The sequence below is a fragment of the Jonesia quinghaiensis DSM 15701 genome, assembly GCF_000423205.1.
Lineage (GTDB): Bacteria > Actinomycetota > Actinomycetes > Actinomycetales > Cellulomonadaceae > Jonesia > Jonesia quinghaiensis.
Genome location: NZ_AUHN01000006.1, coordinates 158,761 through 179,728 on the forward strand (window position 1 = coordinate 158,761; position 20,968 = coordinate 179,728).

General features: G+C 56.1%; 18 protein-coding genes. 12 read left to right on the forward strand and 6 right to left on the reverse strand.

Translation table 11 applies throughout. From position 1 onward, the window contains the following. Positions 1 to 92 precede the first annotated feature (92 nt). From G538_RS0106140 to G538_RS0106185, 10 genes are all read left to right on the forward strand, one after another. Positions 93 to 1,196, forward strand: a complete 1,104-nt coding sequence (locus G538_RS0106140) for a BMP family lipoprotein (protein WP_029068630.1) — start codon at positions 93 to 95, stop codon at positions 1,194 to 1,196. A 140-nt stretch (positions 1,197 to 1,336) separates the two neighbouring features. Continuing rightward, the gene (locus tag G538_RS0106145; RefSeq protein WP_029068631.1) at positions 1,337 to 2,920 is read left to right on the forward strand and encodes an ABC transporter ATP-binding protein; all 1,584 of its coding nucleotides are present in this window, start codon (positions 1,337 to 1,339) and stop codon (positions 2,918 to 2,920) included. Further along, the gene (locus tag G538_RS0106150) at positions 2,917 to 4,140 is read left to right on the forward strand and encodes an ABC transporter permease (protein ID WP_029068632.1); all 1,224 of its coding nucleotides are present in this window, start codon (positions 2,917 to 2,919) and stop codon (positions 4,138 to 4,140) included. The genes G538_RS0106145 and G538_RS0106150 overlap by 4 nt, the downstream gene beginning before the upstream one ends. Beyond that, complete coding sequence (locus tag G538_RS0106155; protein WP_029068633.1) at positions 4,137 to 5,426, forward strand: ABC transporter permease; 1,290 nt, start codon at positions 4,137 to 4,139, stop codon at positions 5,424 to 5,426. Before G538_RS0106150 ends, G538_RS0106155 begins: the two co-directional genes overlap by 4 nt. Positions 5,427 to 5,582: 156 nt before the next feature. Next, positions 5,583 to 6,017, forward strand: coding sequence for a cytidine deaminase (locus tag G538_RS0106160; RefSeq protein WP_029068634.1), 435 nt, complete (start codon positions 5,583 to 5,585; stop codon positions 6,015 to 6,017). Further along, complete coding sequence (locus G538_RS0106165; protein WP_029068635.1) at positions 6,014 to 7,309, forward strand: thymidine phosphorylase; 1,296 nt, start codon at positions 6,014 to 6,016, stop codon at positions 7,307 to 7,309. The genes G538_RS0106160 and G538_RS0106165 overlap by 4 nt, the downstream gene beginning before the upstream one ends. Before the next feature lie 316 nt (positions 7,310 to 7,625). Continuing rightward, positions 7,626 to 8,345 (forward strand): cysteine peptidase family C39 domain-containing protein, encoded by a 720-nt coding sequence (locus G538_RS0106170; RefSeq protein WP_157544322.1) that lies wholly within the window; start codon positions 7,626 to 7,628, stop codon positions 8,343 to 8,345. 25 nt (positions 8,346 to 8,370) lie between these two features. Beyond that, complete coding sequence (locus G538_RS15395) at positions 8,371 to 9,468, forward strand: adenosine deaminase (RefSeq protein ID WP_035833471.1); 1,098 nt, start codon at positions 8,371 to 8,373, stop codon at positions 9,466 to 9,468. Then, positions 9,458 to 10,168 (forward strand): deoxyribose-phosphate aldolase, encoded by a 711-nt coding sequence (gene deoC / locus G538_RS15400; RefSeq protein WP_211218590.1) that lies wholly within the window; start codon positions 9,458 to 9,460, stop codon positions 10,166 to 10,168. Before G538_RS15395 ends, deoC begins: the two co-directional genes overlap by 11 nt. A 105-nt stretch (positions 10,169 to 10,273) precedes the next feature. After that, positions 10,274 to 11,071: a siderophore-interacting protein gene (locus G538_RS0106185; protein WP_051196634.1), complete on the forward strand. Its 798-nt coding sequence runs from the start codon at positions 10,274 to 10,276 to the stop codon at positions 11,069 to 11,071. Positions 11,072 to 11,196: 125 nt separating this feature from the next. On the opposite strand, the gene G538_RS0106190 is transcribed toward G538_RS0106185, so the two are convergent. Both G538_RS0106190 and G538_RS0106195 read right to left on the reverse strand, forming a co-directional pair. After that, positions 11,197 to 12,999 carry a phospho-sugar mutase gene (locus G538_RS0106190; RefSeq protein WP_029068638.1) on the reverse strand — a complete coding sequence of 601 codons (1,803 nt, stop codon included), beginning with the start codon at positions 12,997 to 12,999 and terminating at the stop codon, positions 11,197 to 11,199. Positions 13,000 to 13,014: 15 nt separating this feature from the next. After that, on the reverse strand, positions 13,015 to 13,851 hold the full coding sequence (locus G538_RS0106195; RefSeq protein WP_029068639.1) for a purine-nucleoside phosphorylase: 837 nt from the start codon (positions 13,849 to 13,851) through the stop codon (positions 13,015 to 13,017). A gap of 171 nt (positions 13,852 to 14,022) precedes the next feature. Here G538_RS0106195 and G538_RS0106200 point away from each other — a divergent pair, with 171 nt between their 5' ends. Continuing rightward, positions 14,023 to 15,546 carry an NAD(P)H-quinone dehydrogenase gene (locus G538_RS0106200; protein ID WP_029068640.1) on the forward strand — a complete coding sequence of 508 codons (1,524 nt, stop codon included), beginning with the start codon at positions 14,023 to 14,025 and terminating at the stop codon, positions 15,544 to 15,546. Here the strand turns inward: G538_RS0106200 and G538_RS0106205 are convergent. After that, entirely contained in the window at positions 15,536 to 16,060 is a 525-nt protein-coding gene (locus tag G538_RS0106205; protein ID WP_029068641.1) for an NUDIX hydrolase, read from the reverse strand. The genes G538_RS0106200 and G538_RS0106205 overlap by 11 nt on opposite strands. Positions 16,061 to 16,212: 152 nt before the next feature. Here G538_RS0106205 and G538_RS0106210 point away from each other — a divergent pair, with 152 nt between their 5' ends. Further along, positions 16,213 to 17,304, forward strand: a complete 1,092-nt coding sequence (locus G538_RS0106210; protein ID WP_245566808.1) for a glycosyltransferase family 2 protein — start codon at positions 16,213 to 16,215, stop codon at positions 17,302 to 17,304. A gap of 74 nt (positions 17,305 to 17,378) precedes the next feature. Here the strand turns inward: G538_RS0106210 and G538_RS15405 are convergent, their stop codons facing one another. From G538_RS15405 to G538_RS0106225, 3 genes are read right to left on the reverse strand one after another with little or no spacing between them, the layout of a single operon-like run. Then, the gene (locus G538_RS15405; RefSeq protein WP_051196635.1) at positions 17,379 to 18,608 is read right to left on the reverse strand and encodes a DUF6716 putative glycosyltransferase; all 1,230 of its coding nucleotides are present in this window, start codon (positions 18,606 to 18,608) and stop codon (positions 17,379 to 17,381) included. Continuing rightward, positions 18,605 to 19,606 (reverse strand): hypothetical protein, encoded by a 1,002-nt coding sequence (locus tag G538_RS0106220; protein ID WP_029068643.1) that lies wholly within the window; start codon positions 19,604 to 19,606, stop codon positions 18,605 to 18,607. The genes G538_RS15405 and G538_RS0106220 overlap by 4 nt, the downstream gene beginning before the upstream one ends. Continuing rightward, positions 19,603 to 20,961, reverse strand: a complete 1,359-nt coding sequence (locus G538_RS0106225) for a polysialyltransferase family glycosyltransferase (protein ID WP_169514105.1) — start codon at positions 20,959 to 20,961, stop codon at positions 19,603 to 19,605. Before G538_RS0106225 ends, G538_RS0106220 begins: the two co-directional genes overlap by 4 nt. Positions 20,962 to 20,968: the final 7 nt, after the last annotated feature.

Here is a 20,968-nt window from a genome sequence, read left to right on the forward strand (position 1 = left end):
ACCGGAAGCTGCTCTGCTCAACGAGTTGCGACCCCCGCCACTGGCGGTGCATCCGCTGAGTTCCCTACCCCAACACACACAGGAGAACTTACGTGAAGAAGTTCGCTCAGATCGCTGCGATTTCCGCAGCGGCAGCACTCGCTCTGGCGGCATGTGGCGATGCCCCCCAGGAATCCCCAACCAACACCGAGACATCCTCCACTTCAGGTGACACAGCAGAAGCCGTTGACTTCAAGGGTTGCATGGTTTCCGACGAGGGAGGGTTTGATGACAACTCCTTCAACGAGACGTCATTCTCCGGTTTGCTCCGTGCCTCAGAAGACCTCGGCATCGAAACAGGTGTAGCTGAATCGGCTGACGCCGGACAGTACATCTCGAACGTTGACTCCATGATTCAGTCCTCATGCGACATCATCTTTAACGTAGGTTTTAACCTTGCAGACGTCACTGGTCAGTCGGCTGAGGCAAACCCAGACCAGCACTTCGCCATCATCGACTCCGGTGTCGACCCAGCTCGTGACAATGTCAAGCCACTGTTGTTCAACACTCACGAAGCTGCGTACCTTGCTGGCTACGTTGCCGCTGGTGTGAGCGAGACCGGCACAGTTGCAACCTTCGGTGGTATGAACATTCCATCAGTCACCATCTTCATGGATGGCTTTGTCGACGGTGTTGCTAAGTTCAACGAAGAGAACGACGCAGACGTTCGCGTTCTCGGTTGGGATAAAGAGAAGCCAGAAGGCGGCTCATTCACCGAAAACTTCAGCGAAATCGGTAAGGGTAAAGAACTCTCCGAGCAGTTCATTGCGCAGGGCGCAGACGTCATCATGCCAGTTGCTGGCCCAGTGGGCGAAGGTGCAATGGCCGCTGCTTCTGAGCACGAAGGTGTCTACGTTATTGGTGTCGACACTGATGCTTTTGACAAGTACGACAGCTACCGTGACATCCTCCTAACCTCAGTACTTAAGGCAATGGACACCGCAGTCTTCGACACGAGCGAGGCAGCTCTTGGTGGTACCTTCGACGCCACTCCTTACGTTGGAACACTCGAAAACGGTGGCGTTGGCCTTGCTGACTTCCACAACCTTGATTCAGAGGTTCCTGCTGAGGTAAAGACCAAGGTTGAAGAACTCAAGGCAGCAATCATTGACGGCAGCCTGGTTGTCGAATCACCTTCCGCAACCACGGTTGAGTGATCTAACTTCACCCTGACGTGTGGCCCCAGAGAGATCCCTCTCCTGGGGCCACACGACCCTAACCCACAGACAAGCAGCAACGAAGCGGCTTGTCCACACGTTGCATTCGCGCATGTAGCGCAACGCGGAAGGCGTAGAGCATGAAGCTGGAACTACGCGGCATCACCAAAGTCTTTGGCACATTTACGGCCAACGACAGCATTGACCTTGTTATTGAACCAGGACAAGTCCATGCGCTCCTTGGGGAGAACGGTGCCGGGAAGAGCACACTAATGAACGTCATCTATGGTCTTTACGATCCAGATGGCGGGGAAATCCTCCTGGATGACAAACCGGTGAAATTCGCTGGACCAGGTGAAGCAATGGCAGCTGGCATCGGTATGGTCCACCAACACTTTATGTTGGTACCTGTCTTTACCGTTGCTGAAAACGTCATCTTAGGTTTTGAGCCAACCAAGGGCGGGATCATCAGTTTGGGTGAAGCCCGGCGTCGGGTGAAGGAAATCTCTGACCGTTTTGGGTTCAATATCGATCCTGACACGCGTGTCGAAGATCTTCCTGTTGGCGCACAACAGCGCGTTGAAATCATCAAGGCACTGTCGCATGATGCAAAGATCGTTATTCTTGACGAACCCACCGCAGTGTTGACCCCTCAAGAAACTGATGAGCTTCTTGAAATCATGCGTCAACTCAAGAACTCGGGAACTTCGATTGTCTTCATCACGCACAAATTGCGTGAAGTGAAAGCGATCGCTGACAAAATTTCCGTCATCCGCCGCGGTAAGATCGTAGGAAGTGCTGATCCAACAGCGTCGGAGAAGGAATTGGCTTCTGCGATGGTTGGCCGTTCTGTGTCACTCACTGTGGCCAAAGAAGATGCTCAGCCAGGCGATGTGCGCCTCACGGTGAAAGACCTTTCACTCATTACCTCACAAGGGGTGCCTCTCCTGCGGGATGTCTCGTTTGATGTGCGCAGTGGTGAGATTTTGGCCATTGCCGGAGTCCAAGGAAATGGACAAACGGAACTGACCGAGACGCTTCTCGGTATGCACCCTAAAGCTCACGGGAGTGCTCAACTCAACGGAGAAGAGCTCCTCGGTAAATCCATCCGCGAGGTTCTTGACGTCGGCCTAGGTTTTGTTCCTGAAGACCGTAATAAAGACGGCCTCATTGCTGGTTTCACTATCGAAGAGAACATGATTCTCGACCTTCATGACAAGGCTCCCTATGCGAGGGGCATGAGCCTCAACGCAAAAGTTATCGAAGAGAACGCTGCAAAGCACATCGAAGAGTTCGATGTTCGAACACAGACATCGAAAAACCTCGCATCGCAACTGTCGGGTGGTAACCAGCAAAAAGTTGTGTTGGCGCGTGAACTGTCACGCCCGTTGCAACTGTTTATCGCGGCTCAGCCCACCCGTGGCCTCGATGTGGGATCCATTGAGTTTGTGCACAAGCGTGTGATCGCGGAACGCGACTCAGGCACAGCAGTCATTATCGTCTCCACCGAACTAGACGAAGTACTGGGCCTCGCAGACCGCATCGCGGTGATGTACGAAGGGCACATTATCGGGATCGTTCCTAAAGATACGTCTCGCGATGTACTCGGTCTCATGATGGCAGGTGTCGACTACGATGCCGCGCTTACCAAAGCAGCCCAACACGAGACAACACTGTCAGCTGTTAGCGATGAAACAGACATTTCCCGAGGAGGAGCGCTGTGAGCGTCGAAACTCAAAAGTCACCACAGCCAGCTCCAGAGTCTGAAACTTCAGAGGACAGACGGTGGAATACTGCACTGCGTGACATTGTCTCTAGCAATGCGAGTGTCATCGTTTTTGCGATCATCGCAGCGCTACTGATGGCCGCTGTACTCGTAGCAGCTGCAAACGCTGAGGTGCAACGCACAGCTGGTTACATCTTTGCTCGCCCCAGCGACTTCTTCACTGCAGTATGGGATGCGGTTTCAGGTGCCTACTGGTCGCTTTTCCGTGGTGCAATCTATGACCCAGAAGCACAGAGTGTTGTGCGACAGTTCAAACCCATTACGGAAACGCTGACTGCAGCCACTCCACTCATCTTCGCTGGACTTGGTCTTGGGATTGGTTTCCGCAGTGGTCTGTTCAACATTGGTGCTCAGGGTCAGGTAGTCCTTGGTGCAACAGTGTCAGCCTTCATTGGGTTCGCCTTTGACCTCCCGGTTGGTATCCACCTCATCGTCGCTGTTCTTGGTGGTGTTCTTGGTGGTGCGCTGTGGGCAGGAATCGCTGGTTACCTGAAGGCGCGCTTCGGGGCAAACGAAGTTATTGTCACGATTATGTTGAACTCGATTTCTGGGTTCTTGATGTCATACCTGCTTACTACTGACGCGTTCAAACGTGAAGGCAGCAATAACCCCGTTTCGCAGCGTGTACTTGACACTGCGATGTTCCCGCAAATCATGGGGGAGAACTTCCGCCTCCATGCTGGTTTCCTTCTTGCTCTCATCGCCGCGTACTTCGTGTGGTGGTTGATGGAGCGATCGACTCTTGGATTTAAGTTCCGAGCAGTCGGGTTGAACTCTGATGCGGCCCGGACCGCTGGTATCAGCGTGAACAGAATCTACCTCTACGTCATGCTCGTCGCTGGTGGTCTTGCAGGCCTTGGTGGTGTCTCTCAAACTCTTGGTACTGAAGGTGTCCTGCAAGAGGGTGTAGCAGGAAGTATCGGCTTCGATGCAATCACCGTAGCTCTCCTGGGGCGTTCACGTCCCGTTGGAATTATTGGAGCTGCACTGTTATTCGGCGCCCTGCGTGCAGGATCTCCCTTGATGCAAACTGCCAGCAACACGCCGGTGGACATTGTTCAGGTAGTCCAGGCTCTCGTGGTGTTGTTGATCGCTGCTCCACCGCTGGTACGAGCAATCTTCCGTCTCCCTGCTCCACGTAAGGAGGGCGCAGCATGAGCGCCGCCACTCTCTCACCGTCCTCGCAGCACTTTGAGGGCACGGTTGTCACTCCAGTGTCATGGAAAGGGCCCATCGCCTACGGAGTCATCGGGCTCTTGAGCTTGATTGCTTTAGGCTTTGGTTCGCCTGCCGGAAGCATTGCGCAAATTGTTCTGTCTCAGTCCAGAGACAGCATCAAAATCGACGCTCTTATGGTGCCTGCGCGGGCAACCGTTATCGTACTGAGCTTAGCGATTCTCGTGCTGGCGGCATATGCATCGTATGCGGCATTAAAGCGCATCAAGGTGGGGGCATGGATGCCAACCATCGTTGGTGTGCTGACTTTCATGTCGTTCCTCATCTGGGCAGCGGCAGGCAAAGACACCACGATGCCACTGGCTCAGTTGCTGGCTCAAGGTCTTATTCTGGCAGTCCCACTGGCTTTTGGCGCTATGGCTGGTTTGATCTGTGAACGAGTCGGCATCATCAATATCGCCATCGAAGGGCAACTACTCGCTGGAGCCTTTGTTGGTGCTGTTGCAGCCACTGTTGTGGGCAATGCCTACGCGGCGCTCTTTGTTGCTCCATTCGCCGGTGCGCTTGTTGGTGTTCTCCTTGCATTCTTCTCTATCAAGTACAGGGTTGACCAAATCGTTGTTGGTGTTGTTCTCAACGTGTTGGTCATCGGTGTAACAAGCTACCTGTTCTCAACGGTGTTGAAGGAAAATAAGTCTCTCCTCAACCAGCCTGAGCGATTGGGAGAACTGCCAATTCCCCTACTCTCGGATATCCCGTTCATTGGTGGAATTCTCTTCAACCAAAACATCTTGGTCTACTTGATGTTTGTTGCTGTCATTGCACTGCAGTTCTTGATCTTCCGGAGCCGATGGGGCCTACGTCTGCGCTCAGTAGGTGAGCACCCAAAGGCAGCTGACACCGTAGGTATCAAGGTCAACAGAACCCGATGGATCAACACCATCATCGGTGGTGCGGTTGCAGGGCTTGGTGGTGTTGCATTCACCGTTATGGCTGGCGTTGGTTTCGGTAAAGAGATGACAGCGGGTAAAGGCTATATTGCACTTGCCGCGATGATCCTTGGCCGATGGAACCCTAACGGTGCGTTTGCCGCAGCTATTCTCTTTGGAATTGCGGACGCGCTGCGTGGAACACTATCCATTACAGGCACACCGGTGCCCACCCAGTTCTTGGCAATGTTGCCATACCTCGCAACGATCTTCGCTGTTGCCGGACTTGTCGGTAAAGTCCGTGCGCCAGCAGCAGAAGGAATCCCGTACGTGAAGTAAGAACACGCCGTGGGGGTGTGTCAACAACACCCCCACGGTTTCTTTTCACCCCAACACGTTAAGCGTTTTAGGTATAGGCTGGGAAACGACGCAGGTACACGGTGTTAGCACCTCATCACAGCATCGGCGGCCTCACGCGCAACAAGGAGACGCAGCATGACACGAGCACAAGAACTCGCGGCTTCCATCAACTGGGACGACCTCATTCAAGCCGCACGCGACATGACCTTGAGGTCATACGTCCCCTACTCGAAATATCCGGTGGGAGCAGCAGCTATCACCACAGATGGCCGGCTCGTACGCGGTTGCAATGTGGAAAACGCTGGCTACGGGGTCACCCTGTGTGCTGAGTGTGGACTGATCTCAGAGCTTGTTGCCTCAGGTGGTGGGCGCCTCCAGGCATTCGTCTGTGTCAATGGTGAAGGCGATGTCATCATGCCCTGCGGACGGTGCCGTCAGCTTCTGTGGGAACACGGAGGAGCTGATCTAGTGCTGTCCACAGTGTCGGGCTACAAAACGATGTCTGAGGTATTGCCTGATGCGTTCGGTCCCAGTGACCTCACTGACTACGAAGAAAGCAGAAAAGCATGACTGCACAGCAATTTGATGCCGTTGACATCATCCGCGCAAAGCGCGACGGGCGCGAACTCACCCAAGCAGAAATTGACTGGGTCATCAACGCCTATACCCACGACTATGTAGCCGACTATCAAATGGCCGCGCTCAACATGGCGATCCTCCTGAACGGGATGAACCGCACTGAAATCTCTCACTGGACTGCGGCAATGATTGCCTCAGGTGAGCGTATGAACTTTGATGCACTGTCACGCCCAACAGCGGACAAGCACTCAACAGGAGGAGTCGGTGACAAAATCACGCTTCCTCTGGCACCACTTGTTGCTGTTTTCGATGTAGCAGTCCCACAGTTGTCTGGACGGGGCTTGGGCCACACGGGCGGAACGCTCGACAAGCTTGAAGCCATTGCAGGGTGGCGCGCAGCGCTCAGCAACGAAGAGATCATGGACCAACTAGAAAACGTTGCAGCAGTGATCTGCCAGGCAGGCTCAGGCTTAGCTCCAGCAGACCGCAAACTCTACGCACTGCGTGATGTCACGGGCACAGTAGAGGCAATTCCGCTTATTGCTTCATCAATCATGAGCAAGAAGATCGCTGAAGGCACGTCAGCACTGGTGCTGGACGTCAAGGTCGGCTCAGGTGCGTTCATGAAAAATGAAGAGAACGCCCGTCAATTAGCGCAAACTATGGTGGACCTCGGCAAGGATGCTGGCGTAAACACCGTTGCTTTATTGACTGACATGTCGACCCCGCTGGGGCTGACTGTCGGGAACGCACTTGAGGTTCGTGAGTCGATTGAGGTTCTTCAAGGTGGCGGTCCACAGGACGTTGTTGACTTAACAGTTGCGCTAGCTCACGAAATGCTCGTTGGTGCTGGCCGAGCGACTGACATTGATGACATCCGTGCGGCCCTTTCTGATGGTCGAGCCATGGACAAGTGGCGTGCCATGATCGCTGCACAAGGTGGCGACAATGATGCACCGCTTCCCGTGGCGAAAGAACAGCACGTCATCACTGCTCCACGTAGTGGTTACCTCTCCTCATTGGACGCGATGGCTGTTGGTGTGTCGTCGTGGCGCTTGGGTGCTGGGCGTGCGCGCAAGGAAGACCAAGTGCAAGCAGGGGCGGGCATCGAACTGCATGCAAAGCCTGGTGACAAGATCACCGAAGGCCAACCGCTCATGACGCTTCACACAGATACCCCAGAGCGTTTTGAGCGTGCCATCGCTATCGCTCAAGAGGGCTTTGACATCAGCGATGACGTGGTTACCGGGTTGCCAGATTTGGTGATCGACCGAATCGTGTGATCGCTGCATCGAGTTTGCTCAAGTGATCACCCCGTTGGTCACCTGGCAGGGTAACGTGAGGTGCCGCTGTGGAATGTTCGCCATCAGCGGCACCTCGCTCGCAATTCCTCGATGACTCGGTATTGTGGGATACGTAAGGCACATACTGTCAAGGAGCACTGTGGCGCATCAGGGGTATCAGCTCACTACTTTCCTTTACGGATTATGGTGTGGGCGACGCAAAATGCCACCTGCGCCGCATGGTGAAAATACCAGTGCGACCCCTGGAAATAACGCTGCTTCCAACTCGCACAAGGTGTCAGCAACTCAAGAAAACATGACTGCGAAATGGGCGCTTGGTCAACACCCAGGCCCCGTTGACCTCAGCGCGGAGGACGGTAGCGAGTGCCCTGCCGTGCAAATGGATTCAACAACCTGTGGGTCGGCCGCACTGACGATGATTGCGCTTACCGACGCTCACGCTGATACCCGTGAGACGTTGAGAGAACTCGCGCAGAACGATCCACAAGGCGCTGCCCAGTCCGCGCCGCACGCTGACTTAAACGCAATGGAGACCCTTTTTGCAGCGGCTCAACAAGCTATGAAGAGCCGCACATCGCATCGAGCAATGATGGGGTTGCTGCGCTGGCCGCGCCGGTGGGGGACACCACCCTGGGGTGCTGCGCGGGTTGCGCATTTCCTCGGGCATGACTATCAAGACCGCATGGTGGTTGCGACATCGCTGCCTCAGTATCAACGCGTCATGGGGCACAGTGTGGAATGCGTGCGTCGAGGTTTCCCCGTGATGTTGTATGCAGGGGCAGATACGCGGCGAGGGGTGACTGCTTCAGTGCCGCGCCATGTTGTTGTTCTCCACCAACCACCGTCGTTGCGTGGCACGGACCACCTGCTAGTTTTCGATCCGGCAACCGCAATCAACACCCAGGTTTCTGTTTCTGATGTCATGAACCGGCAGATACCTTCCAACGCTTTGGGAGGATGGCAGCACATTATGTGGGCTGTTTTCCCACGTCCAAGCTCTGACCGTACGTCATAACACTCCTCTCACAGAAGGTTGCACCATGACACTCCTTGACACTATTCCCACGCTGCCCAAAGTTGTTCTCCACGACCACCTTGATGGCGGGTTGCGCCCTGAAACAATCATCGACCTTGCCGCGCAAGTGGGGCACACTCTGCCAGCAACAGACCCAGCGGCACTGAAAGCTTGGTTCGTCGAATCAGCAGACTCAGGCTCGCTTGAACGCTACTTAGAAACCTTTGACCACACCATTGCAGTGATGCAAACAGCGCCTGCGCTTACTCGCGTTGCCCGTGAAGCCGTTATGGATCTAGCCGCTGACGGAGTGATCTACGCTGAATCACGGTGGGCTCCTGAACAGCACTTACGTGGCGGATTAACCTTGGATGAGGCTGTAGAGGCAGTGCAGCGAGGCTTCGCCGAAGGTGTGGACCTTGCGGCACGTGAGGGGCACAGCATTGAGGTGGGGCAACTTGTCACGGCTATGCGTCACGCTGACCGGTGGGACGAAATCGCTGACCTAGCGCTGCGCCACCGGGACAAAGGAGTTTACGGTTTCGATATTGCCGGTGCAGAAGCAGGATTCATGCCTGACCGTTTCCCCCAGGTGTGGCGCCGCCTCAATGACGAAAACTTCCCTGTCACAATCCACGCGGGCGAGGCCGCTGGCGCGGAGTCCATTGCGCAGGCTGTGCACCTGGGGCAGGCGCAGCGGGTTGGGCACGGAGTACGCATTATCGATGACATCACAGGGTTGGACACTGATACGCCAGTTCTTGGTCGCCTAGCGAACTGGGTGCGGGACAACCAAATCGCGTTGGAGATGTGCCCATGCTCAAACCTGCAAACCGGTGCCGCACAGAGCATTGCAAGCCACCCCATCACACGTCTGCGTGATCTTGATTTTGCGGTCACCATTAACACTGACAACCGCCTCATGTCTGGAACATCGATGTCCCATGAGATGCGCCTTCTCGTCAGCGAGGCAGGGTGGGATATACACGACCTTCTCAACGCTACGCTGGTAGCCGCATGGTCCACATTTACGCACCACGATGCGCGGCTTGCGCTGGGTGAACGCATCATCACAGCTTTTGAAGAAATCCACGATGGAAGTGAGCAAGAAAATGAATCATGACATTACTGCTGAGCACGTTGCTGGGCTCGTAGATCACACCCTCCTCAAGCCAGAGTCAACGCCAGCAGATATTGCAGCCTTGGTCACTGAGGCTGTGAAGCTGGGTGTGTTCTCGGTGTGTGTGTCACCATCCCTGTTGCCTGTTGCGGTACCTGCAGGCGCCGACCTGAAAATTGCCACAGTTGTGGGCTTCCCTTCTGGTGCGCACAAAGCTGATGCAAAAGCAGCTGAGACTGCGTCTGCTGTCCGTGATGGTGCTGACGAGATTGACATGGTCATCAACTTGGGTGCAGTCAAAGCGGGTGACTGGCAGCTTGTTGAGGACGACATTCGTGCTGTTCGTGACGCCGCTCCAGCCACTGTTCTGCTGAAGGTGATCATTGAATCGGCTGCGTTGACCAGCGATGAGATTGTTGCGGCGTGTGAAGCATCAGAGCGCGCTGGAGCGGACTACGTGAAGACCTCTACTGGATTCCACCCTGCGGGTGGTGCGAGTGTCGAGGCGGTTGCCTTGATGTCTCGCACGGTTGGCCCGCGGTTGGGTGTGAAAGCCTCTGGTGGTATCCGAACTGGTGCTGCAGCTCGGGCTCTCATCGAAGCTGGCGCTACGCGTCTTGGGTTGTCAGGGACAGCTACCGTGTTGGCTGGCATCGCTAACCCCGCATCGGAGAGCGGTGATGAACAGGCCTCAGGGTACTGATTTTTCGCACTAGCCCGCATAACTAGGCTCATCTCACAGCATTCTGTTAGGCTCACCTAACCCCGTTGGGGTAAGGTGAGCCTAACGTTTTGCTGAAAGGAATGTATGTCTGCCCAGTATGATTTTTCGATGCCTCCCGTGCGGATGCGGGAAAGCTTTACAGCAACAGTTGTTTCCCGTGAGCAGATTTCCCCTGTGCTCGTGCGCCTTCAGTTTCAGTGCCCAAACTGGGTAGGGTTTGATTTTCCCTCCGCGACAGACACCTACATCAAAGCTTTCTTTCCCGCCGCTGACGGTTCGCACGTCATGCGCTCATATACTGTGCGTCACGCAGATGTTGTGCGCGGACACGTAGATATCGATTTTGTCGTCCACGGTGACGAGGGAGTTGCTGGGCGTTGGGCTCGCGACGCAAGGGTTGGGGACACTCTTGATTTCGGTGGTATTGGTGGAGGTTACATTCCCCACCAGGAGGCCGCTCATCATCTGCTCATTGGTGATGAGTCAGCCTTGCCGGCCATTGCGGTTGCTCTTGAAGCGATGCCGGTGGGGGCGAGTATTCGTGCTTTCATCGAAATTGAAGCGCCAGGCCACGAAGTGCCGCTGAGTCATTCAGATGCCGTGACCTGGGTATACCGCAACGGTGCCCGTGCTGGGGAAGCATTGGTGCAGGCGGTCGGTGCAGCCGGGGAAATCGCCGTGGACACCCATGTTTTTCTTCATGGAGAGGCGATGTCCGTTCGTGATATCAGACGTTCGTTGCGTGCGATGGGAATGTCGCCGCGTTCCATGAGCGTGTCAGGGTATTGGCGTGCCGGTGTCAACGATGAACAATGGCGTGATTCCAAGCGAGAATGGAACCAATCAGTTGCTGCCGATGATGAGTCACTGAATGTGGGATGACGTTCGCGCACTACTCCACGGCGCACGGTAAGTGCATCTCACCGCCCCGCACCGCAGTAGCAACGACGTGACAGACAGGTAAGGGGGCATCAGGATTAACCTGATGCCCCCTTACCTATGACGCGCTAGTTGAGGCCAAGGGCGGTGCTCATGTCCTGACGCACCGCAGTGATCTTGTCCCGTGCCACTTTGCGTGTGGTTGACAGCGTAGCGAAGTCGGCGTCGGGTGTGACGTCTTCAATGACTTCGATGTAGCACTTCACCTTTGGTTCTGTCCCTGATGGTCGCACAATGACCCGGGTGTCATCTTCGGTGAGGAGCAACAAACCATCTGTTGGAGGCAACCCGTTGTAGCCGGTGGATAGGTCAACAACCTCAACAACAGGGCTGCCAGCAATAGTGCTTGGGGGCGCCGAACGAAGCCGTGTCATGGTTTGAGGGATCTTGGACAAATCCGTGAACCGTGCGGACAACTGATCAGTAAGGTGCAGCCCATGTTCCCGAGCGAGATCGTCCAGGTATTCGATGATGCTGCGCCCCTCAGCTTTCAGGGTGGCTGCCAGCTGAGCTACCACAAGGGCAGCTGAGATTCCGTCTTTGTCTTTGACCAGTTCAGGGGCAACGCAGTAGCCCAAGGCCTCTTCGTAACCGTAAACCAGGTTTTCGGCACGCGAAATCCACTTAAAACCGGTCAGAGTTGAGGAGTACCCCAACCCGTGTTTCGCCGCGATTTTCCCCAAGAGGCGCGATGACACGATAGAGTTCGCGAGAACAGCGTCTGATCCAGAGTGCCCCTGAGCGACCGTGCGCTCAGCAATCACGTTTCCAAGGAGTGAACCCACCTCATCACCGTGCAGCATGCGCCAGCCTGCTGCTTGTGGAGTAGTCACACGGTGGGCGTGCGCAGCAGCCGTGCGGGGGTCCTTGACCGCCACAGCGCACCGGTCGGTGTCGGGGTCGTTGGCAATGACGATGTCGCCGGCGAAACGCATGGCGTAAGTCAGTGCTAGGTCAATTGCGCCGGGTTCTTCTGGGTTAGGGAAAGAAACCGTGGGGAAGTCTGGATTTGGTTCATACTGCTCTGCGACAGAAATCAGGTGCTCAAATCCAGCCCTGTGTAGCACCTTGTCGACCACCGATCCGCCGACTCCATGCAACGGGGTAAGGATGATTTTCAGGTTGCGTGGCGAAGGTTCTTTAAGCGTCAATACGGCGTCAACATACTTCGTGACAGCAGAGTCATCAAGGGTGAACCACCCAGAGTGAGGCATGGCAACGTCACGGACACGCCCGATGCCTGCGATGTGTTTCGCAATATCGCGGTCGTAAGGAGGCACAATTTGCGCCCCTTGACCAGCGTCGGTGACAACACGCCCACCCAGGTAAACCTTGTAGCCGTTGTCCTGGGGAGGGTTGTGGCTCGCGGTGACAACAATCCCGGCGTCTGCGCCCAGCCGTTTCATGGTGTACGCAAGGACTGGCGTGGGCAGTGCGTGGTTGAGCATCGTTACCGAGCAGCCAGCGCCGGTGAGGACTGCTGCTGAGTCCAGTGCGAACTGCTTGGAATAGTGGCGAGCATCGTAGCCAATAACTACTTGGGGTGTGGCGCCAGGAAGTTGTTCAACTAGGTAGGCGCCAAGGCCAGCCGCAGCTTTAATAACAACCGAACGATTCATTCGGTTAGGGCCAGCTTCGATAGCTCCGCGTAGACCGGCTGTACCAAACTCTAAGGTCCCGGAGAACCGGTCCTTCAGGTCGCCAAGGGCTTGAGAGGAGCGGCCTTTGGAATCTGATGAGTTATCGGGGTTCTCGATAACTTTCAGTAGGCGCTGCAATTCATCGCGAGTGTGCGCTTCTGGGTCGTCGTCAATCCAGGTGCGCGCTTCTTCGATGAGTAGTAGTTCTTCTTCAGTGAGGGGAATAGCCATGGTGGTGTCCTATCCTCAGATGTTCTTCGCGATGTCAGCCAACAGCCGACTGATCCGTGGCCCTGCAGCCTGCCCGGCTTCGATGACCTCTTCATGTGACAGGGCTTGCTCCGAAATACCTGCCGCCAGGTTAGTGACCAAGGAAATCCCTAGGATCTCCAGCCCGGCGTGGCGCGCTGCGATGGCCTCAAGTGTGGTGGACATACCCACCAAGTCAGCGCCAAGAACTCCAGCCATTTTTACTTCAGCGGGGGTTTCATAGTGTGGGCCAGGGAACTGTGCGTAGACACCTTCAGGAAGAGCAGAGTCGATGGTGTGTGCGATGTCCCGTAGGCGCTGGGAGTACAGGTCAGTGAGGTCAACAAACGTTGCACCCTCAAGAGGAGAAGTTGCGGTGAGGTTAATGTGATCGCGAATGAGAACAGGCGTTCCGGGAGCCCACGCAGGGTCCAGACCGCCACAACCATTGGTCAAAATGAGAGTTGAGCACCCTGCTGCAGCAGCGGTGCGGACACCGTGAACAACAGGTCGCACGCCTTTACCCTCGTACAGGTGTGTCCGCGAACCGAGAACAAGAGCGTGCTTGGTAGTGCCCGTGATTTTGATCGAACGCAGTGTTCCAACGTGCCCGTGGACAGCGGGCTTCGAGAACCCTGGAATGTCATGGCTGGGCAGCTCGGCAACTGTTTCTCCCAACAGTTCAGCGGCTCCACCCCACCCTGAGCCAAGGACAAGAGCGAGATCGTGGGACTCGATGCCTGTCGCATCGGCAATATAGCGTGCCGCCTGCTGGGCGAGGTCGAATGGGTCAGCGTCAGCAGTGGTGTCTTCAGTGACATGTGTGGTGGTCATGCTCTGAGACTACCGTGATCAAACGCTTAACGCGATAACCTATAGCGTTTTCTCACCTGCTCGGCCTACCTGTCACAAACAGTGACAACTATGCGAGACATACTGTCTCAGTACACTGCGTACTGTGCTATCGCACCGACACTGACAGCCTGCCCCTGAGATACTGGACCGGTGACTTCGACTCCCCAGCCCACAGTCCCAGTAAATCCGCCAGCACCAGACACCACACATGACCCCCACAGCACACCAACAACCACTGAAAAAAGCCCACGCATCGCCATCCTCGGAGGAGGCCCAGGAGGGTATGAGGCGGCTCTCGTAGCAGCCCGCCTCGGCGCGCACGTCACCATCATCGAACGACAAGGACTCGGCGGCTCAGCTGTCCTCACTGACGTAGTCCCCTCAAAAACACTCATCGCCACCGCCGAATGGATGACCCTGGGCGGAAACGCCGCCGAACTCGGAATCCGAGTCAATGACTCCCACGGAGAGCCAAGCCAAGCACTTACCGCAGACATCGGCGCGGTCAACCAACGAGTGCTAGCGCTCGCAGAAGCGCAGTCACAAGACATCCGCGCTCGGTTAAAAGCATCAGGAATCACCATCATTAACGGCCACGGGCGCCTCACCTCAGCAACGTCGCTGCACGTGACTGCCGGACACGACGAGAACGGGATCCCCATTCCCGACGCCACCATTGATGCAGACTTTATGTTGGTCTCAACCGGGGCAACACCGAGGGTTTTACCCACCGCCATTCCCGATGGTAAACGAATCCTCACCTGGACCCAGCTGTACACCATGACCGAACTACCTGAGCGCCTCATTGTTGTCGGCTCAGGAGTCACAGGTGCGGAGTTTGCCGGCGCCTTCCATGCATTGGGAACAGACGTCGTGTTGGTGTCGAGCCGTGACCGGGTCCTGCCAGGGGAAGACGCCGATGCCGCCAACGTCATCGAAGACGCGTTCACCACCCGCGGGATGACAGTGATGTCACGATCGCGTGCCGCTGGTGCCACAGTTGTTGGTGAAGGCGCTGATGAACACGTTGAGGTCACCTTGGAGGACGGCAGGGTAGTCACCGGCAGTCACGTGCTGTTCGCGGTGGGGTCCGTGCCAAATACGGCGGACATCGGTTTAGCTGAGGTGGGTGTGGAACTCACACCGAGTGGGCACATTGTCACAGACAAAGTCTCACGCACAACAGTTCCCGGAATTTACGCTGCCGGAGATTGCACCGGGGTTCTTCCCCTCGCATCCGTGGCCGCGGCGCAAGGGCGTGTCGCTATGTCGCATGCGTTAGGTGACTCAGTAGCGCCCCTGCAGTTGCGTTCTGTGGCGGCAAATATCTTTACTGCCCCCGAAATCGCCACAGTTGGGTGGTCGGAAAAGGACCTTCTCGACAAGCAAGTTCGTTTTGTTGCCACGACGTTGCCACTGAAACGCAACCCCCGGGCGAAAATGATGGGAGTGCGTGAAGGGTTCGTCAAACTCTTCACTCGCCAAGATTCCGGCACCGTGATCGGGGGAGTGGTTGTCGCTCCCCGTGCGTCCGAACTGATCTACCCCATCACGTTGGCTGTTGCCCACAGGCTTACCGCTGACATGGTCGCTGAAGCAATCACTATTTACCCCTCGCTATCGGGGTCAGTAGCTGAAGTGGCGCGCATGAGCCACCAACGTACTAGCGACTAACTGGCAGATGCTCGTGCAACATAGTCAGAACTGTTGATAATGAGCGGGCAAAGGAAGGAAGAAGTTCGCGGTCGGGGGTGTCGCTGGTGATGTTATCCAGCGGCACCCACTCCACCTCGAGCGATTCCATGTCGGTCGCACTCACCTCAAGGTCTGTACGGCGGGTGACAGCAATCGCAGTGGTGTAACTCCAATCCGGGTGCTCAAACACATGGGTGGTCAATACGTCGACCGCAGTGGAGTCGATCCCAGCTTCCTCAGTCGCTTCACGCAGAGCACCTTGGACAGGCGTCTCATGTTCCATGATTGCCCCACCAGGAATGCCCCACGTTCCACCATGGTGAGACCACAGGGCACGGTGTTGAAGCACAACATCAGTGGGCTGACCGTCTTCATCGAGTCGAACAAGAAATAAACCGGCGGCACCGAAGAACCCCCAGTGACGGTTCCCGCACTGGCAGTCCACCCAGCCGTCGCCGGACTTTTTGATAAATGGGCGTGGAGGTCGTTGCACAGTGCCTACGCTATCGCACCACCGTCTTAGTAGCCCCCGCACATGCTTGGGTAGCAAACAAAATGACGCCGTGACGTTGCCTGCTGTTCACTCAGACGCAGGCGTGTCCGGCGAACTTCATGTGGCGTTGTGCGCTTCGACACAACAGCGCCATGTCGCTTTTCTATCCTGTCCTCATGGCGTCACCCACCAACACCACCCAGCCAGCGACATCGGTAGACAGCGTGAAAACTTCAGATCATCCACACCGGGAACAAACCTGGCCCGTTGTGTGCGTTTTCGCCACGGTGCGCAATGAAGAACGGTATCTCGAAGCAGCACTAGACTCCGTGCTCGGGCAGCACTATCCCGGACAGATGCGTTTCGTCCTGTCTGTTGGACCTTCCCACGACAATACGTACGGGATCGCAGCCGAATATAGCCGCAAAGACCCACGTTTGTATGTCATCGATAACCCCACAGGGCTAATCCCACACGGCCTGAACACCGCAATCAATGCGGCCCCCAGAGACACCGAAATGTTCATCCGGTTTGATGGGCACACCAGGCTTCCCGAAAACTACGTAAAAACAATGGTCGAAACCCTGCTTCGCACCGGGGCTGACAACGTGGGCGGGCGTATGCGCCCCGTCGGCAAAGCGCCATTAGAACAAGCCATAGCTTGGGGTATGAGCAACCGACTAGGAATCGGTGCCGCATCATTCCACATCGGCGGAGTCGAAGGGCCAGAAGAGACCGCCTACCTGGGGTCCTTCAGACGCGAAGCTGTTGAACAAGCTGGCCTCTACGACGAGCAATTCCACAGAGCTGAGGACTGGGAACTTAACTACCGAATCCGCCGCAACGGTGGGCTGGTCTGGTTCAAACCAGACATCGAAGTTGAGTACCGACCACGTTCCACCTGGCGTGCGCTAGCCCGCCAGTTTTACGACACCGGAGGTTGGCGCAGAGAAGTGATCCGGAAAGATCGCCGGACTGCCTCGCTACGTTACCTCGCAGCACCCTTGGCTACAGCGGCGAACATCACCGGGCTGGCGCTTGGTATTCTCGGGCTCATCACCCCATGGTGGCCACTGCTTTTAGGGTTAGCAGCCCCGTGTGGATACATGCTGCTCATCACCGTGGGTGGGCTGATCGAATCACGCGGCCTACCCGCTGCCGCACGCATACGAGTACCAGGAGTGCTCGCAACAATGCACATGTGTTGGGGAGCAGGGTTTCTACGAGGCAGAAAAGACCGATAACCAGCGCTACACAGCGCAACAAAAATGGGGTGTGACCGAAAAACTCGGCCACACCCCATACGTTGTTTATGCCATCACACTTTCACCGGTCGACGCCGCAACGCCGCACGCGTCCCACGCCACGTATCCATGGCACGCGGAGGAACAGCACAGCGCGCAATACTGCGCAAAATCCTTTGACGCGCCTTCCTTGACATATCCCGAGGCGCTTGAACAAGGTCACCGTTCGCCCGCTGAGCGAGCAATGCAGCCAAAGCACCAGGCAGTTCACTGGCATCATCATGCAAATAATTCTGTTGCTGCCAAACAGGTGGTGGGACAGGAAACGTCAAATCACTGATCTCCTCAAGCGACAAGACACAACCACTATCCAAAAAGACCGCGTTCAAAAGACGCTCGTTCACACCAAAATCGCTAATAATTGCTGTCGGTAAACCCAATGCAAGAGACTCAAAAGCCGCTGTTGAAGACACTGTTACATGCGCCGTGCCAGGGGTCAAAAAATCACTCAGCGCGCCACCAGCAAACGTCACGGCACTGGGATGCAACGATTCATCACTTGCGCACAAATCCTGCCACAACACGTCATACGCAAACTTCTCGTTATGGGTTTGCTGCTCACCAGAAAACGCACGCACCTTCACCACCACATTCACCTCAGGGTGATTCCGAGAGACATCATGCAGCGCCTTTAAAATTTGCTCACGTTGGTGCCGCGACGCCGGAACCTTCGCCTGAGTGGTGAAAACCAATTGAGACAAGGAAACTTGCTCATCGCCACCCAGCGTTGCCTGAGGCAAAAAAGGAAGCCTCGACAACACCAGGCGACACTCCTGAAGTTGATCATCGAGCAACGCTTGATACTCCGTGCGCTCGCGGTGCGAGTGCACAATCCAGGCGTGGATTCTTTTGCGAAAGTTCAAACCTTTTCGGCGTGCAGGCAGAGCCATTCCGGGAATCCCAGATAACAACACTGGCGGGACAGGTAGTTCAAGCGCCATGTCTGCAACCCACTCAACAACTGGACCGGTTGCGGCAAGCAGCATCGCATCGGGTGTGGTGTCCCGCAGCATCCGCCCTATTCCTCGCGGTGTTAGCACGGGCAATTCTTTCCCATGCCATGGTGTGCCCAGTGTTGCCGCGTCAATCTGCGCTGCACTGGGGGCGATGGGGGAGCGGGCAATCACGATCTGATTTTCGTATGTGGTTGGGGAGCCAATATTTAGTTGTGTCAGCGTTGCGGCAGCCCACTTGAGATAGGAATCGGAGTCGACAACAGCGACGATGCGTGGAACTCGAGTCATTGGGCGATCCTCAACAGGTCAAGGGGGCGGAGTAGTTGTTCTCTAAGCAGTGGCGGAGTGGAATCAGTCCACCAGTGTGGCGGAATGTCTTGACTATGAACGGTGACACCACGTTGTGCGAACTGGCGATGCAACGTGAGGAGCGTCGTTGAAGGCAGTGAGTACACGTGTTGTGACGTTCCAAGATGTCGCAACGCGATCTCCGCGAGGGGTAGCCCCGATGCCACAGTAATATCTTTTAATTCTGCAATATGCCCCAAAAGATCTGGGTCCTGCCGCCGATGCGGAATATACGTTGCTGCTGTATCACCAGCGGCCTGTGCCACCCAAGCAAGGTAATCCTCCCGGTGGATGTACCCATCGGCTGCTAAGGCGCTTCCCACGATGATGTGGTCAGTGTGCACCAGCGATTCATCGGCGGGTTGGGTCCCAACCCAGGGGAAAGTATGAGCGCGCAGGGTGATGTCGAGGGTTTCTGCGCAGTGCATGCTGTGCTCAGTGAGAGGCAGCGCCGTAAAGAGAGTGACATGCCCCGCAAAAGCTGACTTTCGTAGTACGTGCGTTGTGGCTTTCCCCAGGGCTTTACGGGCCGGAGATGTAGCGGACGTCGGGCGCACAAGCGGGCGGTTCGCTGCGAGGTCTTCGAGCACACCAAGCGTAGACATGCCATCATCAACAATAACGATGTCCCCTAAAGCGTTGCGCCGCAGTAGCAGTGATTGCTGTTGTCCAGACAGAGGGTCCCCAAGAACGTGGGTGAACCGGCCTTTGGGGGCGGTGTGTCCGCTCAAATACCGGGTGTCTCGCGAACCGTACAGCCTGATTCCTTGCGGAAGCCCCAAGGCGTCGAGGTACTCCACAGTGCTTCGGTACTGTTGTTGCGCATCGCGTATAACAACGTCGGTATTACTTCCCAACAGTCCCGATGCGTGTGCCTCAAGCGTCGAAACGAGTTGGAGGGGGGATTCCACGTACGCTACGGATCTCCACCCTGTCATGAGGCTCTCCGTAGGCGTTGAATAAGGCGTTCCAGTGTTGAACGGTGTGCTGGTGTTTTCGATGCTTGGCGAGGTGCTGGTGCCACTGTCGCCTCTGGCGCAGGCGGGGAGTCTCCAAGGGAGGGTTGGGCTGCTTTGCGACTGGCTACAAGGCCTAGTGATTCAGCCCGCTTCTTCTTGATGTAACGCCTCCACGGAAAGGTGTGGTCAAGAGGATGATTGGCGATGAACGCTTCCGCTTGTTCTCGGAGCTGGGGGTTGATCTGTGGTTGCATGCAGTAGCTGACAGCTTCGATGGTCTGCTGAACCTCAGCGGTGGGCATGGCAGGCGCGGCAAGCGTGTCAGGTGCGTAGAGCAGGTCGCATATGGTCACCGGAATGCGGTTTGAGTTCTGGAAGGGGGATAGCCGTTCTAGGAGCAGGTCTGTGCCGATAGCCACTCCAGGTATAGAGAAAGCTTGTGACGCTGTCACCATGCCGGTGGAGAAGATGGACAGCACCATTGCGGGCAGTCGTCGAGCGACCATAAATTCCACCGGGCACGAGGAAGTGTCGACATGGAACTGCACGCCTTGTGACTGCGCGTGGTCGCGTAACACATGTGGCGAGAACGGTGGGGCGCTGGGGTGCATGCGGAAGACAATCTCACGGTGTCCCGCAGCAATGGCGTGATCGATCATGGCAAGGTACAGCGCGTCTTCTTCAGCGCGCGAAATGATCGAGAGCGCTGCCACATACTGCCCAAGGATGAGCGCGTACTCACCGGCTGGTTGTGTGTTTGTGTCAGTGAGTTGAGCCTCAACTATGTCGCGGATGCTTGATGTGGGCACGGCAACGTGGGCCGCAGAGGATTCGTTGAGCAACATCGGGCGCACACCAGGCCGCATGTCGAGGTAGATGACCTGATCAACACGTGCCAGAAACTGTGGAGAAAAACGCTGGCGCGATGGGCTGTACACCATGAGCCCATCGGCGTGAACGCTGAGGGGGGAGTCATAAAAGATCTCAGATAGAGCCCGAGCAGGGTTTGTTTGGACAGATTCGAGAAAAAGACGAACCGCAGGACTTGCGGGGACGCCTAGGTAGGTGGCGAGGAGCCGCCGCCAGATGTGTACGTGTGCGCGAGCTGGTGAAAAGTCGACGGGACGGAGCGGATGGGTGAGGTCGTTGAGATGGACCACCGTATCGAAGTGCTGTTCGACAAGACCGTGAAGCTCGGGGGCAACAATAAACGGGTGGGTTTCCGGAATTTTTGCGTTATTGCAGATCAGCAGCACTGACTTCCCGGTCGGACGGGGAATGCTGCCATGCTTCAAGGCCGCGCACACTGCGAGGATCTGGAACTGTGATGACACCTGATAA